Source organism: Pseudomonas sp. A6 (assembly GCF_052367875.1).
Lineage (GTDB): Bacteria > Pseudomonadota > Gammaproteobacteria > Pseudomonadales > Pseudomonadaceae > Pseudomonas > Pseudomonas citronellolis.
Map to the genome: position 1 here is coordinate 6,686,308 of NZ_CP198970.1, position 23,941 is coordinate 6,710,248.

Here is a 23,941-nt window from a genome sequence, read left to right on the forward strand (position 1 = left end):
ATTGTGAGTGAGCTGATCCGCGTACCCGACATCGGCAACGGTCAGGGTGAAGTCATCGAACTGCTGGTCAAGGTCGGCGACAAGGTCGAGGCCGACCAGAGCCTGCTGACCCTGGAATCCGACAAGGCCAGCATGGAAATCCCCTCGCCCAAGGCTGGCGTGGTGAAGAGCCTGAAGGTCAAGGTGGGCGACACCCTGAAGGAAGGCGACGAGATTCTCGAGCTGGAAGTCGAGGGTGGCGCAGCCGAGGCTCCGGCCGCAGCGCCTACCCCTGCCGCCGAAGCACCCAAGGCCGAGGTTCCTGCCCCGGCCGCCGCAGCCGCGCCTGTCGCCGCCCCGGCGGCAGCGGCCAGCGTCCAGGACATCGCCGTCCCGGACATCGGCTCGGCGGGCAAGGCCAACGTCATCGAGGTCATGGTGAAAGCCGGCGACACGGTCGAGGCCGACCAGTCGCTGATCACCCTGGAATCGGACAAGGCCAGCATGGAAATCCCCTCGCCGGCCGCCGGCGTGGTGGAAAGCGTGTCGATCAAGGTCGGTGACGAAGTCGGCACCAGCGACCTGATCCTCAAGCTCAAGGTCGCGGGCGCCGCTGCCCCGGCCGCCGCCGAACAACCGGCCGCCGCGCCGGCTCCGGCTGCTGCACCGGCCGCTCCGGCTGCCACTGCTCCGGCTCCGGCCGCCAAGGCCGAAACCCCGGCCCCGGTCGGCGCGCCCAGCCGCGACGGCGCCAAGGTGCATGCCGGCCCGGCCGTGCGCATGCTGGCCCGCGAGTTCGGCGTCGAGCTGGCCGAAGTGAAGGCCACCGGTCCGAAAGGCCGCATCCTCAAGGAAGACGTGCAACTGTTCGTCAAGGAACAGCTGCAGCGCGCCAAGTCGGCCCCGGCCGGCGGCGCCAGCGGTGGCGCGGGCATCCCGCCGATCCCGGAAGTCGACTTCAGCAAGTTCGGCGAAGTGGAAGAAGTGGCCATGACCCGCCTGATGCAGGTCGGCGCCGCCAACCTGCACCGCAGCTGGCTGAACGTGCCCCACGTGACCCAGTTCGACCAGTCGGACATCACCGACATGGAAGCCTTCCGCGTCGCGCAGAAGGCCGCTGCCGAGAAGGCCGGCGTCAAGCTGACCGTGCTGCCGATCCTGCTCAAGGCCTGCGCCCACCTGCTCAAGGAACTGCCGGACTTCAACAGCTCCCTGGCCCCCAGCGGCAAGGCGCTGATCCGCAAGAAGTACGTGCACATCGGCTTCGCCGTGGACACCCCGGACGGCTTGCTGGTGCCGGTGATCCGCGACGTCGACCAGAAAAGCCTGCTGCAGCTGGCCGCCGAAGCCGCCGAACTGGCGGAAAAGGCGCGCACCAAGAAGCTCTCGGCCGACGCCATGCAGGGCGCCTGCTTCACCATCTCCAGCCTCGGCCACATCGGCGGCACCGGCTTCACGCCGATCGTCAATGCGCCGGAAGTGGCGATCCTGGGTGTGAGCAAGGCGACCATGCAGCCGGTCTGGGACGGCAAGGCCTTCCAGCCGCGCCTGATGCTGCCGCTGTCGCTGTCCTACGATCACCGGGTGATCAACGGCGCCGCCGCCGCGCGCTTCACCAAGCGCCTGGGCGAGCTGCTCGGCGACATCCGCACCCTGCTGCTGTAACCGCATCGGCCCCCTTTACAGGGGGCCGATCGCTTTCTACCAACGAGCACGCCACGCTCGTTCTCTCCAGCCCTGTCGGATGACGGGGCTTTTTTTATTCGCGCCGGCCGCCATAATGGCAAACAGCCATTACCCATGGCATTCTCCGATCAACGGCACCCCGCATGCCGCTCAAAATCCTCCCGGTCCCGCCGATACAGGCATTGCTTGTCAGACAAAACCGCATCATGCACCCTTGCCTTCGCCCAACAGAAGTCGGCCGAGGCAAAGTACCTCGCCCAGTAGTGGAAAACCGCCGAGCATGAAGAGTCATCCCGATACCGCCAATCGCCCGGCGGTCGAGGCTGTCACCCAGCTCCCCATCCCTTCGCGGCTGGGGCTGCTGCGCTTCGAGCGGTTGAATGAACCGAGCTGGACCCTGCTGTTCCTCGACCCGGCCTGCGAGCGCGCCTTCGGCGTGCCCGCCGCCGAACTCTGCGGCCTGCTCGACGCCCCCTACGCCAGCCTGATGGAGCCCGAGGCGCGGCACCGCCTGCACGAACAGATCCAGCAGCAACTGGTGGAGCACGCCCACTACCAGGTGCGCTACGCCCTGCACACGCCCCGCGGCGTGCTGAACCTGCTGGAAGTCGGCGAGGCCTTCCAGCAACGCGGCCGCCAACTGCTCCACGGCTACCTGCTGCAGGACGAGGAAGGCGCCCGCCAGGAAACCCAGGGCGAGCTGGCGGAACAGAACCTGCGCCTGCAGATGTCCCTGGAGATGTACCAGCGCTCCCAGGACGAACACCTGCAGCACCTGGTGCGCTCGCGCGCCCAGCAGAACCTGATCGTGCGCCTGGCGCGGCACCGCTACCAGTCCAGCGACCCGCTGCTGGAGGCCGCGCAGCTGATCGCCCAGGCCGCCAGCGAGGCCTACGACGTGGCCCGCGCCGGCATCTGGCGGCTGACCGCCGACGACCACATGGAGCCGATCGCCGTCTACCGCCGCGACATCGACCAGTTCGAACTGCCGCGCGGCTTCGACGCCAGCCGCTACCCCAACTACCTGGACGCCATCAACAGCGGCCGCGCCATCGACGCCCACAACGTCCTGCAGGACCCGCGCACCCGCGAACTGGCCGAGGCCTACCTGCGCCCGCAAGGCATCAGCGCCATGCTCGACGCCACCATCCGCGTCGGCGGCGAGGTGGTCGGCGTGCTCTGCCTGGAGCACATCGGCGAGGTGCGCCTGTGGCAGAGCGACGAGATCGCCTTCGCCGGCGAGCTGGCCGACCAGTACGCCCAGGTCCTGATGAACCACGAGCGGCGCAGCGCCTCCAGCGCCCTGCACCTGTTCCAGCGCGCCGTCGAGCAGAGCGCCAGCGCCTTCCTGCTGATCGACCGCGACGGCGTCATCGAATACGTCAACCCCAGCTTCACCGCCATCACCCAGTACGGCGCCGACGAAGTGCGCGGCCGCCGCCTGGCCGAGGTGCCGGCCCTGGCCAACCTCAGCGAGCTGCTGTTCGACGCGCGCTCCACCCTGGTCAACCAGAACAGCTGGCAGGGCGAGTTCCGCAGCCGGCGCAAGAACCTCGAGCCCTACTGGGGGCAGCTGTCGCTGTCCAAGGTCTACGCCGACGACGGCGAGCTGACCCACTACATCGGCATCTACGAAGACATCACCCAGAGCAAGCTGGCCCAGCAGCACATCGAGAAGCTCGCCTACCGCGATAACCTCACGGGCCTGGCCAACCGGCACTACTTCATCAACGTGCTGGAAGAGCGTCTGCGCGCTGGCTCCGGCCCGCCCCTGGGCCTGCTGCTGGTGGACATCGACAACTTCAAGCGGATCAACGACAGCCTCGGCCACCAGACCGGCGACAAGCTCCTCGCCAGCCTCGCCCGGCGCCTGCGCAGCAGCCTGGTGGACGGCACCACCCTGGCGCGCTTCGCCAGCAACGAATTCGCCGTGCTGCTGGAGGAATCCAGCCCCGGCCGCGGCGAGCGGGTGGCGGCGCAGATTCTCGACGTGCTCGACAAGCCGCTGTTCGTCGACAACCAGCTGATCAACATCACCGGCTCCATCGGCCTGGCCTACGCGCCGCAGCACGGCCATGACCCGCAGACGCTGATGAAGAACGCCGGCCTCGCCCTGCACAAGGCCAAGGCCAACGGCAAGCACCAGCTGCAGACCTTCACCGAGGAAATGACCGCCGAGGCCAGCCACAAGCTGTTCGTCGAGAACAACCTGCGCCGCGCCCTGGTGCAGAACGAACTGGCGGTGCACTACCAGCCCAAGCTGTGCCTGCGCAGCGGCCAGTTGCTCGGCCTGGAGGCGCTGCTGCGCTGGCAGCACCCGGAGAAGGGCATGATCCGCCCGGACCAGTTCATCAGCGTGGCCGAGGAAACCGGGCTGATCATCCCCATCGGCAAGTGGGTGATCCGCGAGGCCTGCCGCATGGGCCGCGAGCTGGCGGAAAACGGCCTGGGCGACCTGAACATCGCCATCAACCTGTCGCCCAAGCAGTTCAGCGACCCCGACCTGGTCGGCTCCATCGCCGCCATCCTCCACGAGGAACAGGTGCCGGCCGGGCGCCTGGAGCTGGAGCTGACCGAAAGCCTGCTGCTGGACGCCACCGCCGACACCAAGCAGCAGCTCGAACGCCTCAAGCAACTGGGCCTGACCCTGGCCATGGACGACTTCGGCACCGGCTACTCGTCGCTGAGCTACCTGAAGAAATTCCCCATCGACGTGATCAAGATCGACCGCAGCTTCATCAAGGACATCCCCGACAACCAGGACGACATGGAAATCACCTCGGCGGTGATCGCCATGGCCCACAACCTCAAGCTGCAGGTGGTCGCCGAAGGCGTCGAGACCGCCGCCCAGCTGGCCTTCCTGCGGCGCAACCGCTGCGACATCGGCCAGGGCTACCTGTTCGACAAGCCGATCCCCGGCGCCCAGCTCGCCAGCAGCCTGCAGCGCTACCCCTGCCGCGGCGACTGAAAAGCTCCAAAGCTCCGACAAAGGCTGTAATCTCCAGGGTCTTCGCGCGTCTATCGCCACCCAGACAAAGGAGACCCAGGCCATGACTCTTCGCTCGCAGATACTCGTGCACAAGCAGGAACTGCCCACCCAGGCCCAGGCCCTGCCCGGCCGTGAAGCGCCGATGCCGGTGCCGGAAACCCACTACGTCAACGGCCATCCGCTGTGCCCGCCGTTCCCCGGCGGCCTGCAGCAGATCGTCCTCGGCCTGGGTTGCTTCTGGGGCGCCGAGCGGCGCTTCTGGCAGCAGCCGGGGGTATGGGTCACCGCCGTGGGCTACGCCGGCGGTCTGACGCCCAACCCCACCTACGACGAAGTCTGCTCCGGCCTGACCGGGCACAGCGAGGTGGTGCTGGTGGTGTTCGATCCACAGCAGACCAGCCTGGAGCAGTTGCTCAAGGTGTTCTGGGAATCCCACGACCCGACCCAGGGCATGCGCCAGGGCAACGACACCGGCACCCAGTACCGTTCGGCCATCTACTGGTACGACCAGGCGCAGAAAGCCGCGGTGGAAGCCAGCCGCGCCGCCTTCCAGAAGGAGCTGAACGCCGGCGGCTACGGCGAGATCACCACCGAAATCCGCGAAGTGCCGCCGTTCTACTACGCCGAGGCCTACCACCAGCAATACCTGGCGAAGAACCCCAACGGCTACTGCGGCCTGCGCGGCACCGGCGTGTGCCTGCCGGCATAACGCGACCCGTAGGAGCGGATTCATCCGCGATGGCGCCGGCAGACGCCGGCGCTCGGCGGGGCATGGTACCGGCCTGGCGGCCGGATCGCGGACGGAGTCCGCTCCTACGGTTGCAGGGAAGCACGGGCGTAGGAGCGGACTCTGTCCGCGATTGGATCCCCAGCCACGCCGGACGCCCCGGTGGCGCGAACGGCCCCTGCTCGCGAGCCGTCGTAGGATGGCGTTGAGCGAAGCGATACCCATCGCCGCCACCGCATGGGTTTCGCCAAGGCTCACCCCATCCTACGAAAAGCACCCTGGCGCAGCGGGCAAGATAGTTGCTCCTACGAAGAGCGTCCTTCCTCGACCAGCCAATCCAGCCGCCAGCCACCCTCGCTCTGCGCCAGCACCTCGGCCAGCCAGGGGAGCAGCTCGCGCAGTTCTTCCTCCAGCGGCCACGGCGGGTTGGCGATGGCCAGGCCGGAGCCGTTGAGGCGGTCGGCGCTGTCCGCCGGGTGCACCAGCAGTTCGACGCGCAGCAGCTTGGGCGCCTTGCTGCGTTCCAGGCCCTGGTAGAAGCGCTTGAGCTGGCGCTCGTCCTTGATCGGGTACCAGATCGCCACCACCGTCTGGCGCATGCGCCCGATGGCCTCTTCCAGCGCGATGACACAGCGTTCCAGCTCGTCGGCCTCCTCGAAGGGCGGGTCGATCAGCAGCACCCCGCGTTTTTCCTGCACCGGCAGCAGCGCCCGCGGCAGCAGCCAGCCGTCGTTCTGGTGCACGGCGATGCGCCGCTCGCCGCCCATGTTGGCCTTGAGCAGGCGGCCGTCCTCCGGGTGCAGCTCGTTCAGGTGCACGCGGTCCTGGGAGCGCGTCAGGCGCCGCGCCAGCTCGGGCGAGCCGGGGTAGTACTGCAGCTCGCCATCGGGGTTCAGCGCGCGCACCACTTCCATATAGTCCGCCGCCAGCTCCGGCACCTCGTCGAGCTGCCACAGGCGGCCGATGCCCGCTTCCCACTCGCCGGTGCGGCTGGCCTCGTCGCCCTGCAGGTCGTACAGGCCGATGCCCGAATGGCTGTCGAGGAAGGCGAAGGGCGTGTCCTTGCGCACCATCAGGGCGAAGATCCGCGACAGGACCAGGTGCTTGAGGACGTCGGCGTGGTTGCCGGCGTGGTAGGCGTGGCGGTAGTTCATGGACGGCAGACTCCTTGGGGGCGTGCAGTTTAGCTGCACCGGCATTGTTTTAGGCCTTTATCACGCTCATGGATGTTGCTGTGCCTGCTTCATTCACCAGACTAGACTGCGGCCATTCCCCTGGAGGCCGACCATGTCCGAGACCCTGCTCAGCTCCCGCAACCTCGCCTTCGAGCTCTACGAAGTGCTCGACGCCGAGGCCCTGACCCAGCGCGAACGTTTCGCCGACCACAACCGCGAGACCTTCGACGCCGCCCTGGCCACCGCCCGCGGCATCGCCGAGGAGCTGTTCGCCCCGCACAACCGCAAGAACGACGAGCACGAGCCGCAGTACGTGGACGGCGCCGCGGTGCTGATCCCCGAGGTCAAGCCGGCGGTGGACGCCTTCAACGAAGCCGGCTTCCAGAATGCCTCGCGCAGCTTCGAACAGGGTGGCATGCAGTTGCCGCACCTGCTGTCGCGCGCCTGCTTCGCGCACTTCCAGTCGGCCAACATCGCCACTTCGTCCTACCCGATGCTGAGCATGGGCTCCAGCCACCTGATCGAGTCCTTCGGCGACGAGGAGCAGAAGCGCCTGTTCCTGCAGCCGATGATCGAAGGCCGCTTCTTCGGCACCATGGCCCTGACCGAGCCCCACGCCGGCTCGTCCCTGGCCGACATCCGCACCCGCGCCGAACCGCACGCCGACGGCAGCTACCGCATCCGCGGCAACAAGATCTTCATCTCCGGCGGCGACCACCCGCTTTCGGAAAACATAGTCCACATGGTGCTGGCCAAGCTGCCGGATGCGCCGCCCGGGGTGAAGGGCATCTCGCTGTTCATCGTGCCCAAGTTCCTGGTGAACCCGGACGGCAGCCTCGGCAAGCGCAACGACGTGGCCCTGGCCGGGCTGTTCCACAAGATGGGCTGGCGCGGCACCACCTCCACCGCGCTGAACTTCGGCGACAACGGCGACTGCGTCGGCTACCTGGTGGGCAAGCCGCACCACGGCCTGGCCTACATGTTCCAGATGATGAACGAGGCGCGCATCGGCGTCGGCATGGGCGCCATCATGCTCGGCTACGCCGGCTACCTGTACTCCCTGGAATATGCCCGCGAGCGTCCCCAGGGCCGCCCGGTGGACGCCAAGGACCCGACCTCGGCGCAGGTCTCGATCATCGAGCACGCCGACGTCAAGCGCATGCTGCTGACGCAGAAGGCCTACGTCGAGGGCGCCTTCGATCTCGGCCTGTACGCCGCGCGCCTGGTGGACGACTGCGAGACGCTGCCCACCGAGGAAGCGCGCAAGCAGGCCCACGAGTTGCTCGACCTGCTCACCCCGATCGTCAAGTCCTGGCCCTCGGAGTTCTGCCTGAAGGCCAACGAGCTGGCCATCCAGATCCTCGGCGGCCACGGCTACACCCGCGAATATCCGGTGGAGCAGTACTACCGCGACAACCGCCTGAACCCCATCCACGAAGGCACCCACGGCATCCAGTCGCTGGACCTGCTGGGCCGCAAGCTCAGCCAGAACGGCGGCGCCGGCCTCAAGCAGCTGACGCGCCTGATCCACCAGGCCTGCGAACGCGCCCGGACGTACCCGTCGCTGGACGCCCTGCGCCAGCCGCTGGAGCAACTGCTGGCGCGCCTGTCGGAAGTGACCCTGGCGCTGCTCGGCGACCTGATGCAGGGCAAGGTCGCCCAGGGCCTGGCCAACTCGGCGCTGTACCTGAAGGCGTTCGGCCACACCGTCATCGGCTGGCGCTGGCTGGAACAGGCGATCCGCGCCGAGGAAGGCCTCGCAGCCGGAAACGCCGCCGACGAGGACTTCTACCGCGGCAAGCTGCAGGCGGCGCGCTACTTCCTGACCTGGGAAGTGCCGTCCTGCCACCACGAGCTGGCCCTGCTGGAAAGCCGCGACGACACCTGTTCCAGCATGCGGGACGCCTGGTTCTAGTCCCGCCTGCCCCTTCCAGCCCCGGTCACGTCCGGGGCTTTTTTATGGGCCAAACCCTGGCGACAGGCTGGCTTTCGTAGGAGCGAGCTTGCTCGCGAACGGAGTATCCCGGTTGCAACGGTGTGCCGGGTTGGGCTCCTCCCCTCTCCCCAACCCTCTCCCTGAAGGGAGAGGGGGCCGATCGGCATGCGCGGGAAGCCAGGCGTCATCCTGGAACCTTCGGCGGTTCGCGAGCAAGCTCGCTCCTACAGGGGGATCCGGCATCGATGAAAGGCCCCCTGAAAGCTCGCTGAAAGGCACTGCAATTAGCCTTTGACAGCCTTGCAAATCCGCAGGTTAGAATCCCTTGGCATGCGGCCTGCATCCTTCCCGTCAACGCCGCCGCTTCCCCCCCTCGCCCCGCCAGGAGATCCGCCGCCTTGGATGCCGTCTCGATCAACACCTATTTCCTGGTGGGCGCGGTGCTGGTGGGCATGAGCATCCTGGTCAGCTCGCTGTCCTCGCGCCTGGGCATCCCGATCCTGGTCATCTTCCTCGCCGTGGGCATGGTCGCCGGCACCGACGGCCCCGGCGGCATCGGCTTCTCCAACTACCCCATGGCCTACCTGGTGGGCAACCTGGCGCTGGCGGTGATCCTCCTCGACGGCGGCCTGCGCACCCGCGTGGCGAGCTTCCGCGTGGCGCTCTGGCCGGCCTTGTCGCTGGCCACGGTGGGCGTGCTGATCACCGCCGGGCTCACCGGCCTGGCCGCCGCCTGGCTGTTCAAGCTGAGCTGGATGGAAGGCCTGCTGATCGGCGCCATCGTCGGCTCCACCGACGCCGCGGCGGTGTTCTCCCTGCTCGGCGGCAAGGGCCTGAACGAACGGGTCACCGCCAGCCTGGAAATCGAGTCGGGCAGCAACGACCCCATGGCGGTGTTCCTCACCGTCACCCTGATCGACATGCTCGCCCACGGCCAGAGCGAGATGAGCTGGAGTTTCTTCGCCCACTTCCTGCGCGAGTTCGGCATCGGCGCCGTGCTCGGCCTGGGCGGCGGCTGGCTGCTGCTGCAGATGATCAACCGCATGCAGCTGGCCAGCGGCCTCTACCCGCTGCTGGCGATCAGCGGCGGCCTGCTGATCTTCGCCCTGTCCAACGCCGTGCACGGCAGCGGCATCCTGGCCATCTACCTGTGCGGCCTGGTGCTGGGCAACCAGCCGATCCGCTCGCGCCACGGCATCCTGCACATGCTCGACGGCATGGCCTGGCTGGCGCAGATCGGCATGTTCCTGGTCCTCGGCCTGCTGGTCACGCCCCACGACCTCTGGCCCATCGCCCTGCCGGCCCTGGGCCTGGCGCTGTGGATGATCCTCTTCGCCCGGCCGCTGTCGGTGCTGGTGGGCCTGGCGCCGTTCCGCGCCTTCCATGGCCGCGAGAAGGTGTTCATCGCCTGGGTCGGCCTGCGCGGCGCGGTGCCGATCATCCTCGCGGTGTTCCCGCTGATGGCCGGGCTGCCCAACGCCCAGCTGTTCTTCAACGTGGCCTTCTTCATCGTGCTGATCTCGCTGCTGGTGCAGGGCACCAGCCTGCCCTGGGCCGCCAAGCTATTGCGCGTGGTGGTGCCGCCGGACCCGGCGCCGATCTCCCGCGCCGGCCTGGAAGTGCACCCGACCAGCGAGTGGGAGTTGTTCGTCTACCACCTGAGCAAGGAAAAGTGGTGCATAGGCGCGGCCCTGCGCGAGCTGAAGATGCCCGAGGGCACCCGCATCGCCGCGCTGTTCCGCGGCACCCAGCTGCTGCACCCCTCCGGCAGCACCATCCTCGAGGCCGACGACATCCTCTGCGTGATCGGCCACGAGCACGACCTGCCGGCCCTCGGCAAGCTGTTCAGCCAGGCCCCGGACCGCGGCCTGGGCGCGCGCTTCTTCGGCGACTTCGTGCTGGAGGGCGACGCCCAGCTCTCGGCGGTGGCCTCGCTCTACGGCCTCAAGCTCGACGGCGTCGATGGCGAGCAGAACCTCGGCCGCTTCATCGCCCAGCAGATCGGCGGCCAGGCGATCATCGGCGACCAGGTGGAGTGGAACGGCCTGACCTGGACCGTGGCCGCCCTGGACGGGAACAAGATCCGCAAGGTGGGGGTCAAATTCCCCGAAGGTCGCCCGGGCCCCGGGTTGTTCCTCTGACAGACCACCTCCACGGACGCTAGCCAAGCCAGCCCACGCCCCCTCCGCGGCGGTGCGTCGGCCGTGCCTTGCCGGCGCCGCACCGGGCGCACTACCCTCACTGCAACCTACCGAGAGCCGCTGATCGCGACCATGCAATCCCTGCGCACCCTGCTCGCCGCCGCCCTGCTCGGCGGCTGCCTCGCCGTCCTGCCCGCGCACGCCGAGGACAGCAACCAGCCACCGTCCGCCGAAGCCGTCCAGCAAAGCCTCGACGGCCTGGCCGAGCGCAAGCTCGCCGACGCCGATGCCAAGGCCACCAAGGCCAGCCTCGAGCGCACCCTGAAGCTGCTCGGCGCCCGCGACGACAGCGAGAAGCAGTTGGCCGAGCTGAAGGCCAGCCTGACCGACGCTCCCCGGCAGATCCTCGAGAACCAGCGCGCCCTGGCGCGCCTGAAGGGCAGCAGCGAGAAGCCGGCGGCCCAGCGCTACGCCGGAGAGAACGTCAGCCGCCTGGAAATGCTGCTCAACGACCGCTCCACCCAGTTGGCCGACTGGCAGAAGCAGCTGACCGAGGCGAAGAGCCAGTACATCACCGCGCAGACCCGCCCGGAACGCGCCCAGTCCGACATCAGCAACGCCCAGGCGCGCCTGCTGGAGATCGGCAACATCCTCAAGGCCGGCAAGGAGACCGGCAAGGCGCTGGCCCCCGAGCGGCGCAACGAACTGCTCGCCGAACAGGTCGCGCTCAACGCGCAGATCCAGCTGCTGCGCCAGCAACTGGCCGGCAACAACCTGTTGCAGGACCTGGCCAGCAGCCAGCAGGACCTGCTGGGCGAACAGGTCGCCCGCGCAGAGCGCGAGACCCTCGAACTGCAGACCATGATCAGCGGCATGCGCCGCGAGCAGTCGGAGAAGACCGTCGCCGAACTGGCCCGCGACGGCAGCCAGGGCGCCGGCAGCGACAGCCTGCTGAGCCAGGAGAACGCCGAGAACCTGCGCCTGTCCGACTACCTGCTGCGCACCACCGACCGCCTCAACGAGCTGACGCGGCGCAACCTCGAGGCCAAGCAGCACCTGGACAGCCTGACCCAGCTGGACCAGACCCTCGACCAGCAGATCAACGTGCTGCGCGGCAGCCTGCTGCTGTCCAAGGTGCTCTACCAGCAGAAGCAGTCGCTGCCGAAGATCAAGACCGACCAGGAACTGGCCGACGAGATCGCCGACCTGCGCCTGTACCAGTTCGAGCTGAACCAGAAGCGCGACGAACTGGCCAACCCGCAGCAGTACATCGACGACCTGCTCGCCCAGCAGCCCCAGGAAGCCGTGACTCCGCAGCTGCGCAAGGATCTGTCCACCCTGGCGGACACCCGCAGCGAGCTGATGGAGCGCCTCAACCACGAGCTCAACGCCGTGCTCAACGAGGCCATCACCCTGCAGCTGAACCAGAAGCAGCTCAAGGACACCAGCGACAACCTGCGCGCCACCCTCGACGAGCAGATGTTCTGGATTCCCAGCAACCGCCCGCTGGACCTGTCCTGGTTCAAGATGACCCCGACGCTGCTGCAGCACCAGCTCTCCGAGGTGCCCTGGGGCTCGGCGGTGGTCGAGGTGGGCGAGGGCCTGATCGACCGCCCGCTGCTGTTCCTGCCGCTGTTGCTGCTGATCGCCGGGCTGCTGTGGAAACGCCGCTACCTCTACGACAAGCTCGCCTCGATCAACGACGACATCGGCCACTTCAAGCGCGACAGCCAGGCGCACACGCCGCTGGCCCTGCTGCTGGCGCTGCTGCTGGCGCTGCCCGGCACCCTGACTCTGGCCATCGCCGGCCTGGCCCTGATGCTCGACGCCCGCGGGCAGAACGCCACCCTGGGCGCCGCGCTGCTGCAGATGGCCGAGGTCTGGCTGGTGTTCTACGCCGCGCACCGCATCCTCAGCCCCGGCGGCATCGCCGAGCGGCACTTCCACTGGAGCCAGGCCCAGGTGCGCTTCAGCAGCAAGCTGATCCGCCGCCTCGGCGTGGTGGTCATGGCCCTGGCCGCGGTGGTCACGGTGGCCGAGCGCCAACCCGGCAGCCTGGCCGACGACGTCATCGGCATCGCCGTGGTGCTCAGCGGCTTCGCGGTGATGACCTGGCTGATGGCGCGCATGCTCTTCGCCAGCCCCAGCACCAGCCGGCCGTCGGTGGTGAAGATGGTGGTCGGCGTGCTCTTCACCGCGCTGCCGGTGATGCTCTTCGTCGCCGTGTGCTTCGGCTACTACTACACAGCCCTGCGCCTGAGCGACCGACTGATCGACACCCTGTTCCTGCTCATGGTCTGGGTGGTGATCGAGGCCACCTTCGTCCGCGGCCTCAGCGTTGCGGCGCGGCGCCTGGCCTACCAGCGCGCCCAGGCCAAGCGGCAGAACCCGCCGAAGGAAGGCGCCGACGGCAACGAGACCGCGGAAGAGCCGACCCTGGGCATCGAGCAGATCAACGAGCAGTCCCTGCGCCTGATCCGCCTGGGCCTGCTGATCGGCTTCGTGGTGGCGCTGTACTGGGTCTGGGCCGACCTGATCAGCGTCGCCGCCTACCTGGACAACGTCACCCTCTACCAGTACACCGGCGGCAGCGGCGACAGCGCCACCAGCCTGCCGATCAGCCTCGGCGACGTGCTCATGGCGCTGGTCATCGCCGCGGTGACCGTGGCCCTGGCGCGCAACCTGCCGGGCCTGCTGGAAGTGCTGGTGCTGCAGCGCCTGACCCTGGCCCAGGGCAGCGCCTACGCCATCACCACCCTGCTGTCCTACGCCATCAGCGGCGTCGGCATCGTCAGCGCGCTGTCCACCCTGGGCGTCAGCTGGGACAAGCTGCAGTGGCTGGTGGCCGCCCTCTCGGTGGGCCTGGGCTTCGGCCTGCAGGCGATCTTCTCCAACTTCGTCTCCGGCCTGATCATCCTCTTCGAGCGCCCGGTGCGCATCGGCGACACCGTGACCATCGGCAACCTGTCCGGCACCGTCAGCCGCATCCGCATCCGCGCCACCACCATCACCGACTTCGACCGCAAGGAAATCATCGTCCCCAACCAGACCTTCATCACCGGGCAGCTGATCAACTGGTCGCTGAGCGACACCGTGACCCGCGTGACCATCAAGATCGGCCTGGCCTACGAGAGCGACCTGGCCCTGGCGCGCAAGCTCATGCTCGAAGCCGCGCGCGCCAACCCACGGGTACTCAACGACCCGGCGCCATCGCTGTACTTCCTGGCCATCAGCGCCAGCACCTTCGACTACGAGCTGCGCTTCCACGTGCGCGAACTGGGCGACCGCAACCCGGCGGTGGACGAACTGCTCACCGCCATCGCCCTGAGCTTCCGCGAGCACGGCGTGGACATGGCCTTCAACCAGCTGGACGTGTTCGTCAAGAACGGCGAGGGCAAGGAAATCCACCTGGCGCAGAACGTCACCCAGCTGCCCCTGGCGCTGCCCGGCGCGCCGCTGAAGGACCAGGACCCGCCGCTGCCGCCCGGCAGCAAGCCCTGAGTCTGGACGGCTCCGGACAAGTCCGAGCACAATGCTCGGACTTACCGGAGCCCGCCTGTGACCTTGAAACAGCTCGACGAACTGACCTTCGACAACCGCTTCGCCCGCCTGGGCGACGCCTTCTCCACCGAAGTCCTGCCCGACCCCATCGCCGAGCCGCGCCTGGTGGTGGCCAGCCCCGCCGCGATGGCGCTGCTCGACCTCGACCCGGCGGTGGCCGGGGAACCGGTATTCGCCGAAATCTTCTCCGGGCACAAGCTCTGGTCCGAGGCCGAGCCGCGGGCGATGGTCTACTCCGGCCACCAGTTCGGCGCCTACAACCCGCGTCTGGGCGACGGCCGCGGCCTGCTGCTGGGCGAGGTGGTCAATGACGCCGGCCAGCACTGGGACCTGCACCTGAAAGGCGCCGGGCAGACGCCCTACTCACGCATGGGCGACGGCCGCGCGGTACTGCGCAGCTCGATCCGCGAATTCCTCGCCAGCGAATACCTGCACGCCCTGGGCATCCCCAGCAGCCGCGCGCTTTGCGTCACCGGCTCGGACACCCCGGTATGGCGCGAGACCAGGGAAAGCGCCGCCATGCTGCTGCGCCTGGCGCCCAGCCACGTGCGCTTCGGCCACTTCGAGTACTTCTACTACACCCAGCAGCACGACAAGCTGAAGGAGCTGGGCGACTTCGTCCTGGCCAACCACTTCCCCGAGTGCCTGGAGCAGCCGCAGCCCTATGCCGCGTTCTTCCGCGCAGTGGTGGAAAGCAACGCCGAACTCATCGCCCACTGGCAGGCCTACGGCTTCTGCCACGGGGTGATGAACACCGACAACATGTCGATCCTCGGCATCACCTTCGACTACGGCCCCTACGCCTTCCTCGACGACTTCGACGCCAAGCACATCTGCAACCACTCCGACGACGCCGGGCGCTACAGCTTCAACAACCAGGTGCCCATCGCCCACTGGAACCTGGCGGCCCTGGCCCAGGCGCTGACGCCCTTCGTCGAGGTGGACGAACTGCGCGAGGCCCTCGGCCTGTTCCTGCCGCTGTACCAGGCCCACTACCTGGACCTGATGCGCCGCCGCCTGGGCTTCACCACCGCGGAGGACGGCGATCTGGACCTGGTGCAGCGCCTGCTGCAGGCCATGCAGAGTGGCGCGGTGGACTACAGCCTGTTCTTCCGCCGCCTCGGCGAGCAGGCGCCGGAACAGGCGCTGGCGCAGGTCCGCGAAGACTTCGTCGACCTCGCCGGCTTCGACGCCTGGGCCGCCGACTACCGCGCCCGCGCCGAACACGAAGGCGGCAGCCAGGACGAGCGCCGCGCCCGCATGCACGCGGTGAACCCGCTGTACGTGCTGCGCAACTACCTGGCCCAGGAAGCCATCGCCGCCGCCGAACAGGGCGACTACTCAGTGGTGCGCGAGCTGCACGAGACGCTCAGCAAGCCCTTCGAAGAACAGCCCGGACGCGAAGCCTTCACCCGCCGCCCGCCGGACTGGGGCCGGCACCTGGAGATCAGTTGCTCCTCCTGAGGCGGTTATAAGCTCAGGCGAAATCGTTCTGGCGCCGCCCCGCGGGCATTGCTCCCGGTCATTGACCGGTCGGGGCGCCGCTCGCATCCTCAGGGCTTTCTGCCCACCAAGGATGCTCGAACAATGAAACTGGAAACCCTGGCGATCCACGCCGGCTACAGCCCCGACCCGACCACCAAGGCGGTGGCCGTGCCGATCTACCAGACCACCTCCTACGCCTTCGACGACACCCAGCATGGCGCCGACCTGTTCGACCTGAAGGTGGCCGGCAACATCTACACGCGCATCATGAACCCCACCAACGACGTGCTGGAGCAGCGCGTCGCCGCCCTGGAAGGCGGCGTGGGCGCGCTGGCCGTGGCCTCGGGCATGGCCGCCATCACCTACGCCATCCAGACGGTGGCCGAGGCCGGCGACAACATCGTCTCGGTGGCCAAGCTCTACGGCGGCACCTACAACCTGCTGGCCCACACCCTGCCGCGCTTCGGCATCCAGACGCGCTTCGCCCCCCACGACGACGTGGCCGCCCTGGAAGCGCTGATCGACGAGCGCACCAAGGCGGTGTTCTGCGAGTCCATCGGCAACCCGGCGGGCAACATCGTCGACCTCCAGGCCCTGGCCGACGCCGCGCACCGCCACGGCGTACCGCTGATCGTCGACAACACCGTGGCCACACCGATCCTCTGCCGGCCCTTCGAGCACGGCGCGGACATCGTGGTGCACTCGCTGACCAAGTACATCGGCGGCCACGGCACCAGCATCGGCGGCATCGTGGTCGATTCCGGCAAGTTCCCCTGGGCGCAGCACAAGGAGCGCTTCCCGCTGCTCAACACCCCGGACCCGTCCTACCACGGCGTGACCTACACCGAAGCCTTCGGCCCGGCCGCGTTCATCGGCCGCTGCCGCGTGGTGCCGCTGCGCAACACCGGCGCGGCGCTGTCGCCGTTCAACGCCTTCCTCATCCTCCAGGGCCTGGAGACCCTGGCCCTGCGCATGGAACGCCACTGCGACAACGCGCTGAAGGTCGCCCACTACCTGGAACAGCACCCGCAGGTGGCCTGGGTGAAATACGCCGGCCTGCCGGAGCACCCCGAGCATGCCCTGGCCAAGCGCTACATGGGCGGCAAGCCGGCCTCGATCCTGTCCTTCGGCATCCAGGGCGGCGCCGAGGCTGGCGCGCGCTTCATCGACGCGCTGAAGCTGGTGGTGCGCCTGGTCAACATCGGCGACGCCAAGTCCCTGGCCTGCCACCCGGCCAGCACCACCCATCGCCAGCTCAACGCCGAGGAACTGGCCCGCGCCGGGGTGAGCCAGGACATGGTGCGGCTGTCCATCGGCATCGAGCACAGCGACGACATCATCGCCGACCTCGAACAGGCCCTGGCCGCCGCCGCGGCTTGATATCCGCCGGGCGCGGCTCCAGATTGGGGGAATCCCCTTCCGGAGCCGCGCCATGACCGACCCCCTGCTGATTCCCTGCCCCCACTGCGGCGGCCTCAACCGCCTGCCGGCCGAACGCCTGGGCGACCATCCGCGCTGCGGGCGCTGCAAGCACGAGGTGCTGCCGGGCAAGCCCTTCGCCGTCGACGAGGCCGGCTTCGCCGCCCAGCTCAAGGGCGACCTGCCGCTGCTGCTGGACGTCTGGGCCGACTGGTGCGGCCCGTGCAAGGCCTTCGCGCCGACCTTCGAGCAGGCCGCCGCGCGGCTTTCCGGACGCTGCCGCCTGGCCAAGCTGGACAGCGAAGCCAACCAGCGCCTGGCCGGGCAACTGGGCATCCGTTCCATCCCCAGCCTGATCCTCTTCAAGGACGGCCGCGAAGTGGCGCGCCAGAGCGGCGCCCTGCCGCTGCCGCAGCTGCTCGACTGGCTGGCCCGCCAGGGCCTGTGAGGCGCCGCGACCGCTTCGGTCAGCGCACCTGAGCGAAGCGGTCATTGCCCGCGCCGACGGCCGGGCTAGGCTTGCTGTGACCCCAGCACAGCGAGACCACCCCATGCTCTTTCCCGAAGAATTCGTCCGCCAGATGACCGAAGAGCACATCGCCTTCGTCAAGCGCACCGGGCTCAAGGCCGAAATCCTCGAGCGCGGCCACGTGCGCCTGCGCATGCCCCTGAAGGGCAACGAGAACCACCTGGGCACCATGTACGCCGCCGCCCTCTTCACCCTGGCCGAATTGCCGGGCGGGGTCCTGCGCCTGACCTGCTTCGAGAGCCACAACTTCTACCCCATCGTCAGGGAAGCCGGCCTGCGCTTCCGCCGCCCCGCCACCAGCGACGTCTGGGTCGAGGCCCGCCTGAGCGACGCCGAGATCGCCCGCATCGCCGAGGAGGCCACGCTCAACGGCAAGGCCGAGTACGTGCTGGACCTGCAACTGAAGGACGAACATGGCGAAGTGGTCGCCGAGAGCCACGCCGTCTATCAGCTGCGCAGCCGTTGATCCGCGGCCCTTGCGCTGCGTCAACATGCGCTCGCGTGGCTGGGCCAGAGTGGTGGGACCGCCGGAGGATCCCACCATGCCCAAGCACATCCTGGTCGCCCACGACCTCAGCGTCGAAGCCGACGTCGCCGTGCGCCGCGCCGCGCAACTGGCCGCCGAGCACGGCGCCCGCGTCAGCCTGCTGCACGTCATCGAACAACCCCTCGGCGCACCGCTGCTGGCCAAGGCCCGGCAGAGCGCCGTCGCCGCGCTGCAGGACAGCGCCCGCAGCGCCGGCCTGGAACACTACCAGCCGCTGGTCGCCGAGGGCCGCCCGGCCAACGTGATAGCCGCCACGGCGCAGGAGCTACAGGCGGACCTGCTGGTCACCGGCACCCACCGCCAGGCCCTGGTGGAGCGTTTCGACGGCACCACCCTGGAGCAGATCCTGCGCTGCAGCCGGGTGCCTGCCCTGCTGGTGACCGACTCGCAGCTGCGCCCCTACCAGCGGGCGCTCAGCGCCCTGGACTTCTCCGTCGGCGCCTGCCACGCCTGGCGCAGCGCCTGCGCCTGGCTGGCGCCGGGCGGCGAACTGCTGGCCCTGCATGCCTACGACGCCGGCAACGACCCCGGCCGGCTGCGCGAACGCCTGGACGAGCAACGCCAACTGCTGGAACAGCTGATGCACGACGAGAGCCAGCAGGTGGGCGGCCCGCTGCCGCAACTCGAGTGCCTGGTGAGTTCGATGGGGGTTCGCGAAGCGCTGGACCACAGCCTGGCCGACTGGCAGCCGCAGCTACTGGTGCTCGGCAGCCGCGGGCGCGGCGCGCTGCAACAGGCCCTTCTGGGCAGCACGGCGCGCTACTACCTGCGCCGGCCGCCTTGCGACCTGCTGGTCAGTGCCTGAATAGAGCAGCTGCAAGCTGCAAGCTTCAGGCTTCAAGCAGACCGTGCAGTTCGACGAACTGCTGGGTCAGCTTGTGGCGGGGGTCGAGGTAGATCAGCGGGGTGCAGGCCTGGTGCGACTCGCGCATCTTTACCGAGCTCATCAGGTACACCGGCAGCACCGGCATTTCCTCTTCCACCAGCTCGTCGAGCAGTTGCTGTGGCAGGCTGGCGCGCGGCTGGAACTGGTTGACCACGATGCCCTCCACTTCCAGGTCCTCGTTGTGGTCCTCCTTCAGCTCCTCGATCTCGCGCAGCAGGCCGTACAGCGCCTGGCGGGAAAAACTGTCGCAGTCGAAGGGGATCAGGCAGCGGTCGGCGGCGATCAGCGCGGATACCGTGTAGAAGTTCAGCGCCGGCGGGGTGTCCAGGTAGATGCGGTCGTAGTCCTCGGCCAGCTCGTCGAGCAGTTTGCGCAGCTTGTTGATCTTGTGCTTGGCCTCGAGCTTGGGCTGCAGGTCGGCCAACTCGGCGGTGGCGGTCACCACATGGAGGTTTTCGAACGGCGTCTCGTAGATGTCCACCTTGCCCTTGCGGGCGAAGGGGCCGCTGGAGAGGCTCTGCTTGAAGAAATCGGCGATGCCCATGGGCACGTCGTCGCCGGTCAGGCCGGTGAGGTAGTGGGTGGAATTGCCCTGGGCGTCCAGGTCCACCAGCAGCGTGCGGTAGCCCTCGGCGGCGCTCACGGCGGCCAGGTTGCAGGCAATGCTCGACTTGCCGACCCCGCCCTTCTGATTGAAAACCACGCGACGCATGAGCACCCCTCCAAGCCGTTCAAGTGACACCGGATTCTATGCAATGCCCATGACAAGGGCGAGCACTTGCGCATGCCGCCGGGCGGCGTCTAACCCGCCGCGCCTCGGGTGACCAGTTCGATGAAGGCCAGCGCCGCCGGCGAGGTCTCGCTGCGCCGCCGCACCAGCCACACCGAGCTGGTCGCGCCAGGGTCCAGCAGGGTGCGGTAGACCACCCCGTCCACCCGCGTGCGGCGGAACGAGCCGGGCAGCATGGAAACCCCCAGGCCCGCCGCCACCAGGCCGATGATGGTCATGGCCTCGCCGGCCTCCTGGCTGATGCGCGGGGTGAAGCCGGCTTGCCGGGCCAGCGCCTGCAACTGGTCGTACAGCCCGGTGCCGTAGCTGCGCGGGAAGAACACGAAGGGCTCCTCGGCCAGCGCCGCCAGTTCCAGGCCCTCCAGCGAATCGCGGGCCAGCGGGTGGTCGGCGCGCAGCACCGCCACCAGCGGTTCGCTGAACAGCTCCACCGCCTCCAGCGAGGCCGGCAGTTGGAAGGAGCGGATCACCCCGACCTGCAGGCGCTCTTCCTGCAGCGCTTCGACGATCTGCCGGCTGCTCATCTCCTGCAGGTCCAGGTGCACTTCCGGGTAGGCCTGGCGGAAGGCGTGGATGCTGCGCGGGATGGCCGAGGTGAAGGGCGCCGAGGCGGTGAAGCCGATGCGCAGCTCGCCCAGTTCGCCCTGGTGCGCGCGGCGCGCCAGGAGCACCGCGCGGTCGACCTGGGCCAACACCTGGCGGGCCTCGTCGAGGAACAGCCGGCCGGCTTCGGTCAGCGCCACCCGGCGGTTGGTGCGCTCCAGCAGGCGCGCGCCTATCTCCTCCTCCAGCGCCTGGATCTGCTGGCTCAGCGGCGGCTGGGAGATGCCCAGGGCCTCGGCGGCGCGGCCGAAATGCAGTTCCTCGGCGACGGCGATGAAGTAACGCAGGTGGCGCAGCTCCATGGGAACTCCGAATGAGTCGAATTACATATCAAACGTGTCGATCAATATATTGGAAATAATAAAAGCCCTTCCTTATCCTTGTCACACAAGCCCAATAACGACTTTCCACTTTCTGCCAGCCTGGCTGCGCGGGCCGATTTCGCTCGCCGCGAGGCACACCCCTTTCCAGAATCGAGGTGAGTTGTGAGTCACTCTGCCGTGCGGGCTTCGTCGGATTCCGAACCCGCCTTGCTGCAGGCCGCCGAGGCGGCCAACCAGGCGCTGGCCGGCGCCGTGAACGACATCGAGAGCTACATCGAGAAAGGCACCCCGGCCTTCATGCGCACCTCGCTTGCGCTGTTCTCCGGCGGCTTCGCCACCTTCGCCCTGCTCTACTGCGTGCAGCCGATGATGCCGGTGCTGTCGCAGACCTTCGCCCTCAGCGCCGCGCAGAGCAGCCTGGTGCTGTCCATCGCGACCATCATGATGGCCCTCGGCCTGCTGGTCACCGGGCCGATTTCCGACGCCATCGGGCGCAAGCCGATCATGGTCGCCTCGCTGGCCTTCGCCGCCCTCTTCACCCTGGCCAGCGCGGTGATGCCGACCTGGCACGGGGTGCTGGCCATGCGCGCGCTGGTCGGGCTGTCGCTCAGCGGCCTGGCGGCGGTGGGCATGACCTACCTGAGCGAGGAGATCCACCCACAGCACATCGGCCTATCCATGGGGCTGTACATCGGCGGCAACGCCATCGGCGGCATGAGCGGGCGGCTGATCACCGGCGTGCTGGTGGACTTCATGTCCTGGCACGCGGCCATCGCCATCCTCGGCGGCCTGGCCCTGGTGGCGGCCGTGGTGTTCTGGCGCATCCTCCCCGAATCGCGCAACTTCCGCCCCACCCCGCTGAACCTCCGGCAACTGGCCGACGGCTTCGCCTCGCACCTGCGCGATGCCGGCCTGCCCTGGCTGTTCCTCGAGGGCTTCCTGCTGATGGGCGCCTTCGTCACCCTGTTCAACTACATCGGCTACCGCCTGCTGGCCGATCCGTACCACCTCAGCCAGGCCGTGGTCGGCGTGCTCTCGCTGGTATACCTGGTGGGCATCTACAGCTCCGCCTGGGTCGGCTCGCTGGCCGACCGCCTGGGCCGGCGCAAGGTGCTCTGGGCGGTGATAGTGCTGATGCTCAGCGGCCTGCTGCTGACCCTGCTGCCGGCGCTGCCGCTGATAGTCGCGGGCATGCTGCTGTTCACCTTCGGCTTCTTCGCCGCGCACTCGGTGGCCAGCAGCTGGATCGGCCGCCGCGCGCTCAAGGCCAAGGGCCAGGCCTCGTCGCTGTACCTGTTCAGCTACTACCTGGGCTCCAGCGTGGCCGGCACCACCGGCGGGGTGTTCTGGCACCACTTCGGCTGGACCGGCGTCGGCCTGTTCATCGCCGCGCTGCTGAGCATCGCCGTGCTGGTGGCCCTGCACCTGGCGCGCCTGGCAGTGTTACCGCGCACCCTTCCCGCGCTGAGCACTTCGCATAGCTGAGTAGTTTCTACACACTCAGCTTTGGTTCTGTCGGCGACAGATATGCCAGTGTCGCCTCCGGATATGACATTCCCATGATCGCGACGCCCCTATCCCGGGGCGTCGTGGCGCTTCTACCCAAATCTTTCGCGCCTACGACCAAGGTCGTAACAAAATGTGGCGCGCATCTTGCGTTCAGGAAAAGGAACACCTCGTTGGATTATCAAAACGGCTTCGGCTGCGCAGGACGCATTTCCTTCCTTTTCTCGCTGTAGGTAACGCATGAGCAGTACCCCATCCGCCGGTCTGGCCCAGGGCCTGAAGAACCGTCACGTCACCATGTTGTCCATCGCCGGGGCCATCGGCGCCGGCCTCTTCGTCGGCTCCGGCCACGCCATCGCCGAAGCCGGCCCGGGCGTCATGGTTTCCTACCTGGCCGCCGGCCTGCTGGTGGTCCTGGTCATGCGCATGCTGGCCGAAATGGCCGTCGCGCAGCCGGACAGCGGTTCCTTCTCCACCTACGCCGACCGCGCCATCGGCCACTGGGCCGGGTTCACCATCGGCTGGCTGTACTGGTGGTTCTGGGTGCTGGTGATCCCGCTGGAGGCCAACGCCGCCGCCGCCATCATCCACGCCTGGATCCCCGGCGCGCCGATCTGGGTCCTGGCCTTCGTGATCACCGCGGCGCTGACCGTGACCAACCTGTTCAGCGTGAAGAACTACGGTGAGTTCGAGTTCTGGCTGGCGCTGATCAAGGTCGGCTCGATCATCGCCTTCCTGGTCATGGGTTGCGCGGCCATCTTCGGCGTCTCGCTGAACCCCGAGGTCAGCGGCATCAGCCACCTGTACGCCGAGGGCGGCTTCCTGCCCAAGGGCTGGGGCGCCGTGCTGGCGGCCCTGCTGACCACCATGTTCTCCTTCATGGGCTCGGAGATCGTCACCATCGCCGCCACCGAGTCCAAGGACCCGGCGCAGCAGATCACCCGCGCCACCAACTCGGTGATCTGGCGTATCGCGCTGTTCTACCTGCTGTCGATCCTGATCGTGGTCTGCCTGGTGCCGTGGAACGACCCGCGCCTGGTGAGCATGGGCTCCTACCAGACCGTGCTGGAGCACCTGCACGTGCCCTACGCCAAGCTGATCGTCGACATCATCGTCCTGGTCTCGGTGACCAGCTGCCTGAATTCGGCGCTCTACACCGCCTCGCGGATGATGTACTCGCTGAGCAAGCGCGGCGACGCCCCGCGCATCGCCCAGGTGACCAGCGCCAGCCGCACCCCGGTGTACGCCGTGCTGCTGTCCACCGCCATGGCCTTCCTGTGCACCTTCGCCAACTACCTGGCCCCGGCCGAAGTGTTCAACTTCCTGCTGGCCAGCTCCGGCGCCATCGCCCTGCTGGTGTACCTGGTGATCGCCATTTCGCAGCTGAACATGCGCAAGAAGCTGCTCGCCCAGGGCCACCAACTGACGCTGAAGATGTGGCTGTTCCCCTGGCTGACCTGGGCGGTGATCATCTTCATCAGCGCCGCGCTGGTGATCATGATGATCCGCCCGGACCACCGCATGGAGGTGGTCGCCACCGCCCTGCTGACCATCGTGGTGGTGTGCTCCGGCCTGTTGGTCTCGAACCGTCGCAAGGCCCAACGCGCCACAGGCTACGCGGCCGACGCCGCCTGACGCAGCGCCCATGAAAAAGCCCCG

Annotated in this window: 16 protein-coding genes; 13 read left to right on the forward strand and 3 right to left on the reverse strand. The window is 68.1% G+C overall.

Going from position 1 to position 23,941, the window contains the following annotated elements:
* The first annotated feature begins 3 nt into the window (after positions 1 to 3).
* The 3 genes from aceF to msrA all read left to right on the forward strand — a co-directional run bounded on the left by aceF (position 4) and on the right by msrA (position 5,363).
* Positions 4 to 1,644 (forward strand): dihydrolipoyllysine-residue acetyltransferase, encoded by a 1,641-nt coding sequence (aceF, locus tag ACTWJ5_RS29420; RefSeq protein ID WP_444437058.1) that lies wholly within the window; start codon positions 4 to 6, stop codon positions 1,642 to 1,644.
* Positions 1,645 to 1,945: 301 nt separating this feature from the next.
* Complete coding sequence (locus tag ACTWJ5_RS29425; protein ID WP_444437059.1) at positions 1,946 to 4,633, forward strand: putative bifunctional diguanylate cyclase/phosphodiesterase; 2,688 nt, start codon at positions 1,946 to 1,948, stop codon at positions 4,631 to 4,633.
* An 82-nt stretch (positions 4,634 to 4,715) separates the two neighbouring features.
* On the forward strand, positions 4,716 to 5,363 hold the full coding sequence (gene msrA / locus ACTWJ5_RS29430; RefSeq protein ID WP_116424178.1) for a peptide-methionine (S)-S-oxide reductase MsrA: 648 nt from the start codon (positions 4,716 to 4,718) through the stop codon (positions 5,361 to 5,363).
* A gap of 323 nt (positions 5,364 to 5,686) precedes the next feature.
* On the opposite strand, the gene ACTWJ5_RS29435 is transcribed toward msrA, so the two are convergent.
* On the reverse strand, positions 5,687 to 6,535 hold the full coding sequence (locus ACTWJ5_RS29435) for a 23S rRNA (adenine(2030)-N(6))-methyltransferase RlmJ (protein ID WP_116424177.1): 849 nt from the start codon (positions 6,533 to 6,535) through the stop codon (positions 5,687 to 5,689).
* Between the two features lie 133 nt (positions 6,536 to 6,668).
* Between ACTWJ5_RS29435 and ACTWJ5_RS29440 the strand changes: the two genes are divergently transcribed.
* The 8 genes from ACTWJ5_RS29440 (at position 6,669) to ACTWJ5_RS29475 (ending at position 18,979) form a co-directional block, all read left to right on the forward strand.
* Positions 6,669 to 8,471, forward strand: a complete 1,803-nt coding sequence (locus ACTWJ5_RS29440; protein ID WP_253391065.1) for an acyl-CoA dehydrogenase — start codon at positions 6,669 to 6,671, stop codon at positions 8,469 to 8,471.
* Positions 8,472 to 8,890: 419 nt separating this feature from the next.
* Entirely contained in the window at positions 8,891 to 10,633 is a 1,743-nt protein-coding gene (locus tag ACTWJ5_RS29445) for a potassium/proton antiporter (RefSeq protein WP_253391064.1), read from the forward strand.
* A gap of 132 nt (positions 10,634 to 10,765) precedes the next feature.
* On the forward strand, positions 10,766 to 14,134 hold the full coding sequence (gene mscK / locus ACTWJ5_RS29450) for a mechanosensitive channel MscK (protein ID WP_261747459.1): 3,369 nt from the start codon (positions 10,766 to 10,768) through the stop codon (positions 14,132 to 14,134).
* 63 nt (positions 14,135 to 14,197) lie between these two features.
* A complete protein-coding gene (gene selO / locus ACTWJ5_RS29455) occupies positions 14,198 to 15,658 on the forward strand; it encodes a protein adenylyltransferase SelO (RefSeq protein WP_074985629.1) in 1,461 nt (486 codons plus the stop codon).
* Between the two features lie 123 nt (positions 15,659 to 15,781).
* Complete coding sequence (locus ACTWJ5_RS29460; RefSeq protein WP_444437060.1) at positions 15,782 to 17,059, forward strand: bifunctional O-acetylhomoserine aminocarboxypropyltransferase/cysteine synthase; 1,278 nt, start codon at positions 15,782 to 15,784, stop codon at positions 17,057 to 17,059.
* A gap of 52 nt (positions 17,060 to 17,111) precedes the next feature.
* A complete protein-coding gene (gene trxC / locus ACTWJ5_RS29465; protein WP_116424174.1) occupies positions 17,112 to 17,546 on the forward strand; it encodes a thioredoxin TrxC in 435 nt (144 codons plus the stop codon).
* A 103-nt stretch (positions 17,547 to 17,649) separates the two neighbouring features.
* Entirely contained in the window at positions 17,650 to 18,093 is a 444-nt protein-coding gene (locus ACTWJ5_RS29470) for a YiiD C-terminal domain-containing protein (RefSeq protein WP_253409533.1), read from the forward strand.
* A 76-nt stretch (positions 18,094 to 18,169) separates the two neighbouring features.
* A complete protein-coding gene (locus ACTWJ5_RS29475; RefSeq protein WP_253409535.1) occupies positions 18,170 to 18,979 on the forward strand; it encodes a universal stress protein in 810 nt (269 codons plus the stop codon).
* A 25-nt stretch (positions 18,980 to 19,004) separates the two neighbouring features.
* On the opposite strand, the gene ACTWJ5_RS29480 is transcribed toward ACTWJ5_RS29475, so the two are convergent.
* On the reverse strand, positions 19,005 to 19,772 hold the full coding sequence (locus tag ACTWJ5_RS29480; RefSeq protein ID WP_253409537.1) for a ParA family protein: 768 nt from the start codon (positions 19,770 to 19,772) through the stop codon (positions 19,005 to 19,007).
* A gap of 89 nt (positions 19,773 to 19,861) precedes the next feature.
* Positions 19,862 to 20,755, reverse strand: a complete 894-nt coding sequence (locus ACTWJ5_RS29485; protein WP_074985579.1) for a LysR family transcriptional regulator — start codon at positions 20,753 to 20,755, stop codon at positions 19,862 to 19,864.
* A 183-nt stretch (positions 20,756 to 20,938) separates the two neighbouring features.
* Between ACTWJ5_RS29485 and ACTWJ5_RS29490 the strand changes: the two genes are divergently transcribed.
* Both ACTWJ5_RS29490 and gabP read left to right on the forward strand, forming a co-directional pair.
* Positions 20,939 to 22,261, forward strand: coding sequence for an MFS transporter (locus tag ACTWJ5_RS29490; protein WP_253409539.1), 1,323 nt, complete (start codon positions 20,939 to 20,941; stop codon positions 22,259 to 22,261).
* A gap of 261 nt (positions 22,262 to 22,522) precedes the next feature.
* Entirely contained in the window at positions 22,523 to 23,917 is a 1,395-nt protein-coding gene (gabP, locus tag ACTWJ5_RS29495) for a GABA permease (RefSeq protein WP_249918545.1), read from the forward strand.
* Positions 23,918 to 23,941 lie beyond the last annotated feature (24 nt).

Bases quoted from the DNA above. Each gene is read 5' to 3' on its own strand.
- ACTWJ5_RS29440 (WP_253391065.1), top strand. From the start codon at position 6,669: ATGTCCGAGACCCTGCTCAGCTCCCGCAACCTCGCCTTCGAGCTCTAC.
- ACTWJ5_RS29425 (WP_444437059.1), top strand. From the start codon at position 1,946: ATGAAGAGTCATCCCGATACCGCCAATCGCCCGGCGGTCGAGGCTGTC.
- mscK (WP_261747459.1), top strand. From the start codon at position 10,766: ATGCAATCCCTGCGCACCCTGCTCGCCGCCGCCCTGCTCGGCGGCTGC.
- ACTWJ5_RS29435 (WP_116424177.1), bottom strand. From the start codon at position 6,535: ATGAACTACCGCCACGCCTACCACGCCGGCAACCACGCCGACGTCCTC.
- ACTWJ5_RS29470 (WP_253409533.1), top strand. From the start codon at position 17,650: ATGCTCTTTCCCGAAGAATTCGTCCGCCAGATGACCGAAGAGCACATC.
- trxC (WP_116424174.1), top strand. From the start codon at position 17,112: ATGACCGACCCCCTGCTGATTCCCTGCCCCCACTGCGGCGGCCTCAAC.
- ACTWJ5_RS29475 (WP_253409535.1), top strand. From the start codon at position 18,170: ATGCCCAAGCACATCCTGGTCGCCCACGACCTCAGCGTCGAAGCCGAC.
- ACTWJ5_RS29460 (WP_444437060.1), top strand. From the start codon at position 15,782: ATGAAACTGGAAACCCTGGCGATCCACGCCGGCTACAGCCCCGACCCG.
- msrA (WP_116424178.1), top strand. From the start codon at position 4,716: ATGACTCTTCGCTCGCAGATACTCGTGCACAAGCAGGAACTGCCCACC.
- ACTWJ5_RS29485 (WP_074985579.1), bottom strand. From the start codon at position 20,755: ATGGAGCTGCGCCACCTGCGTTACTTCATCGCCGTCGCCGAGGAACTG.
- gabP (WP_249918545.1), top strand. From the start codon at position 22,523: ATGAGCAGTACCCCATCCGCCGGTCTGGCCCAGGGCCTGAAGAACCGT.
- ACTWJ5_RS29480 (WP_253409537.1), bottom strand. From the start codon at position 19,772: ATGCGTCGCGTGGTTTTCAATCAGAAGGGCGGGGTCGGCAAGTCGAGC.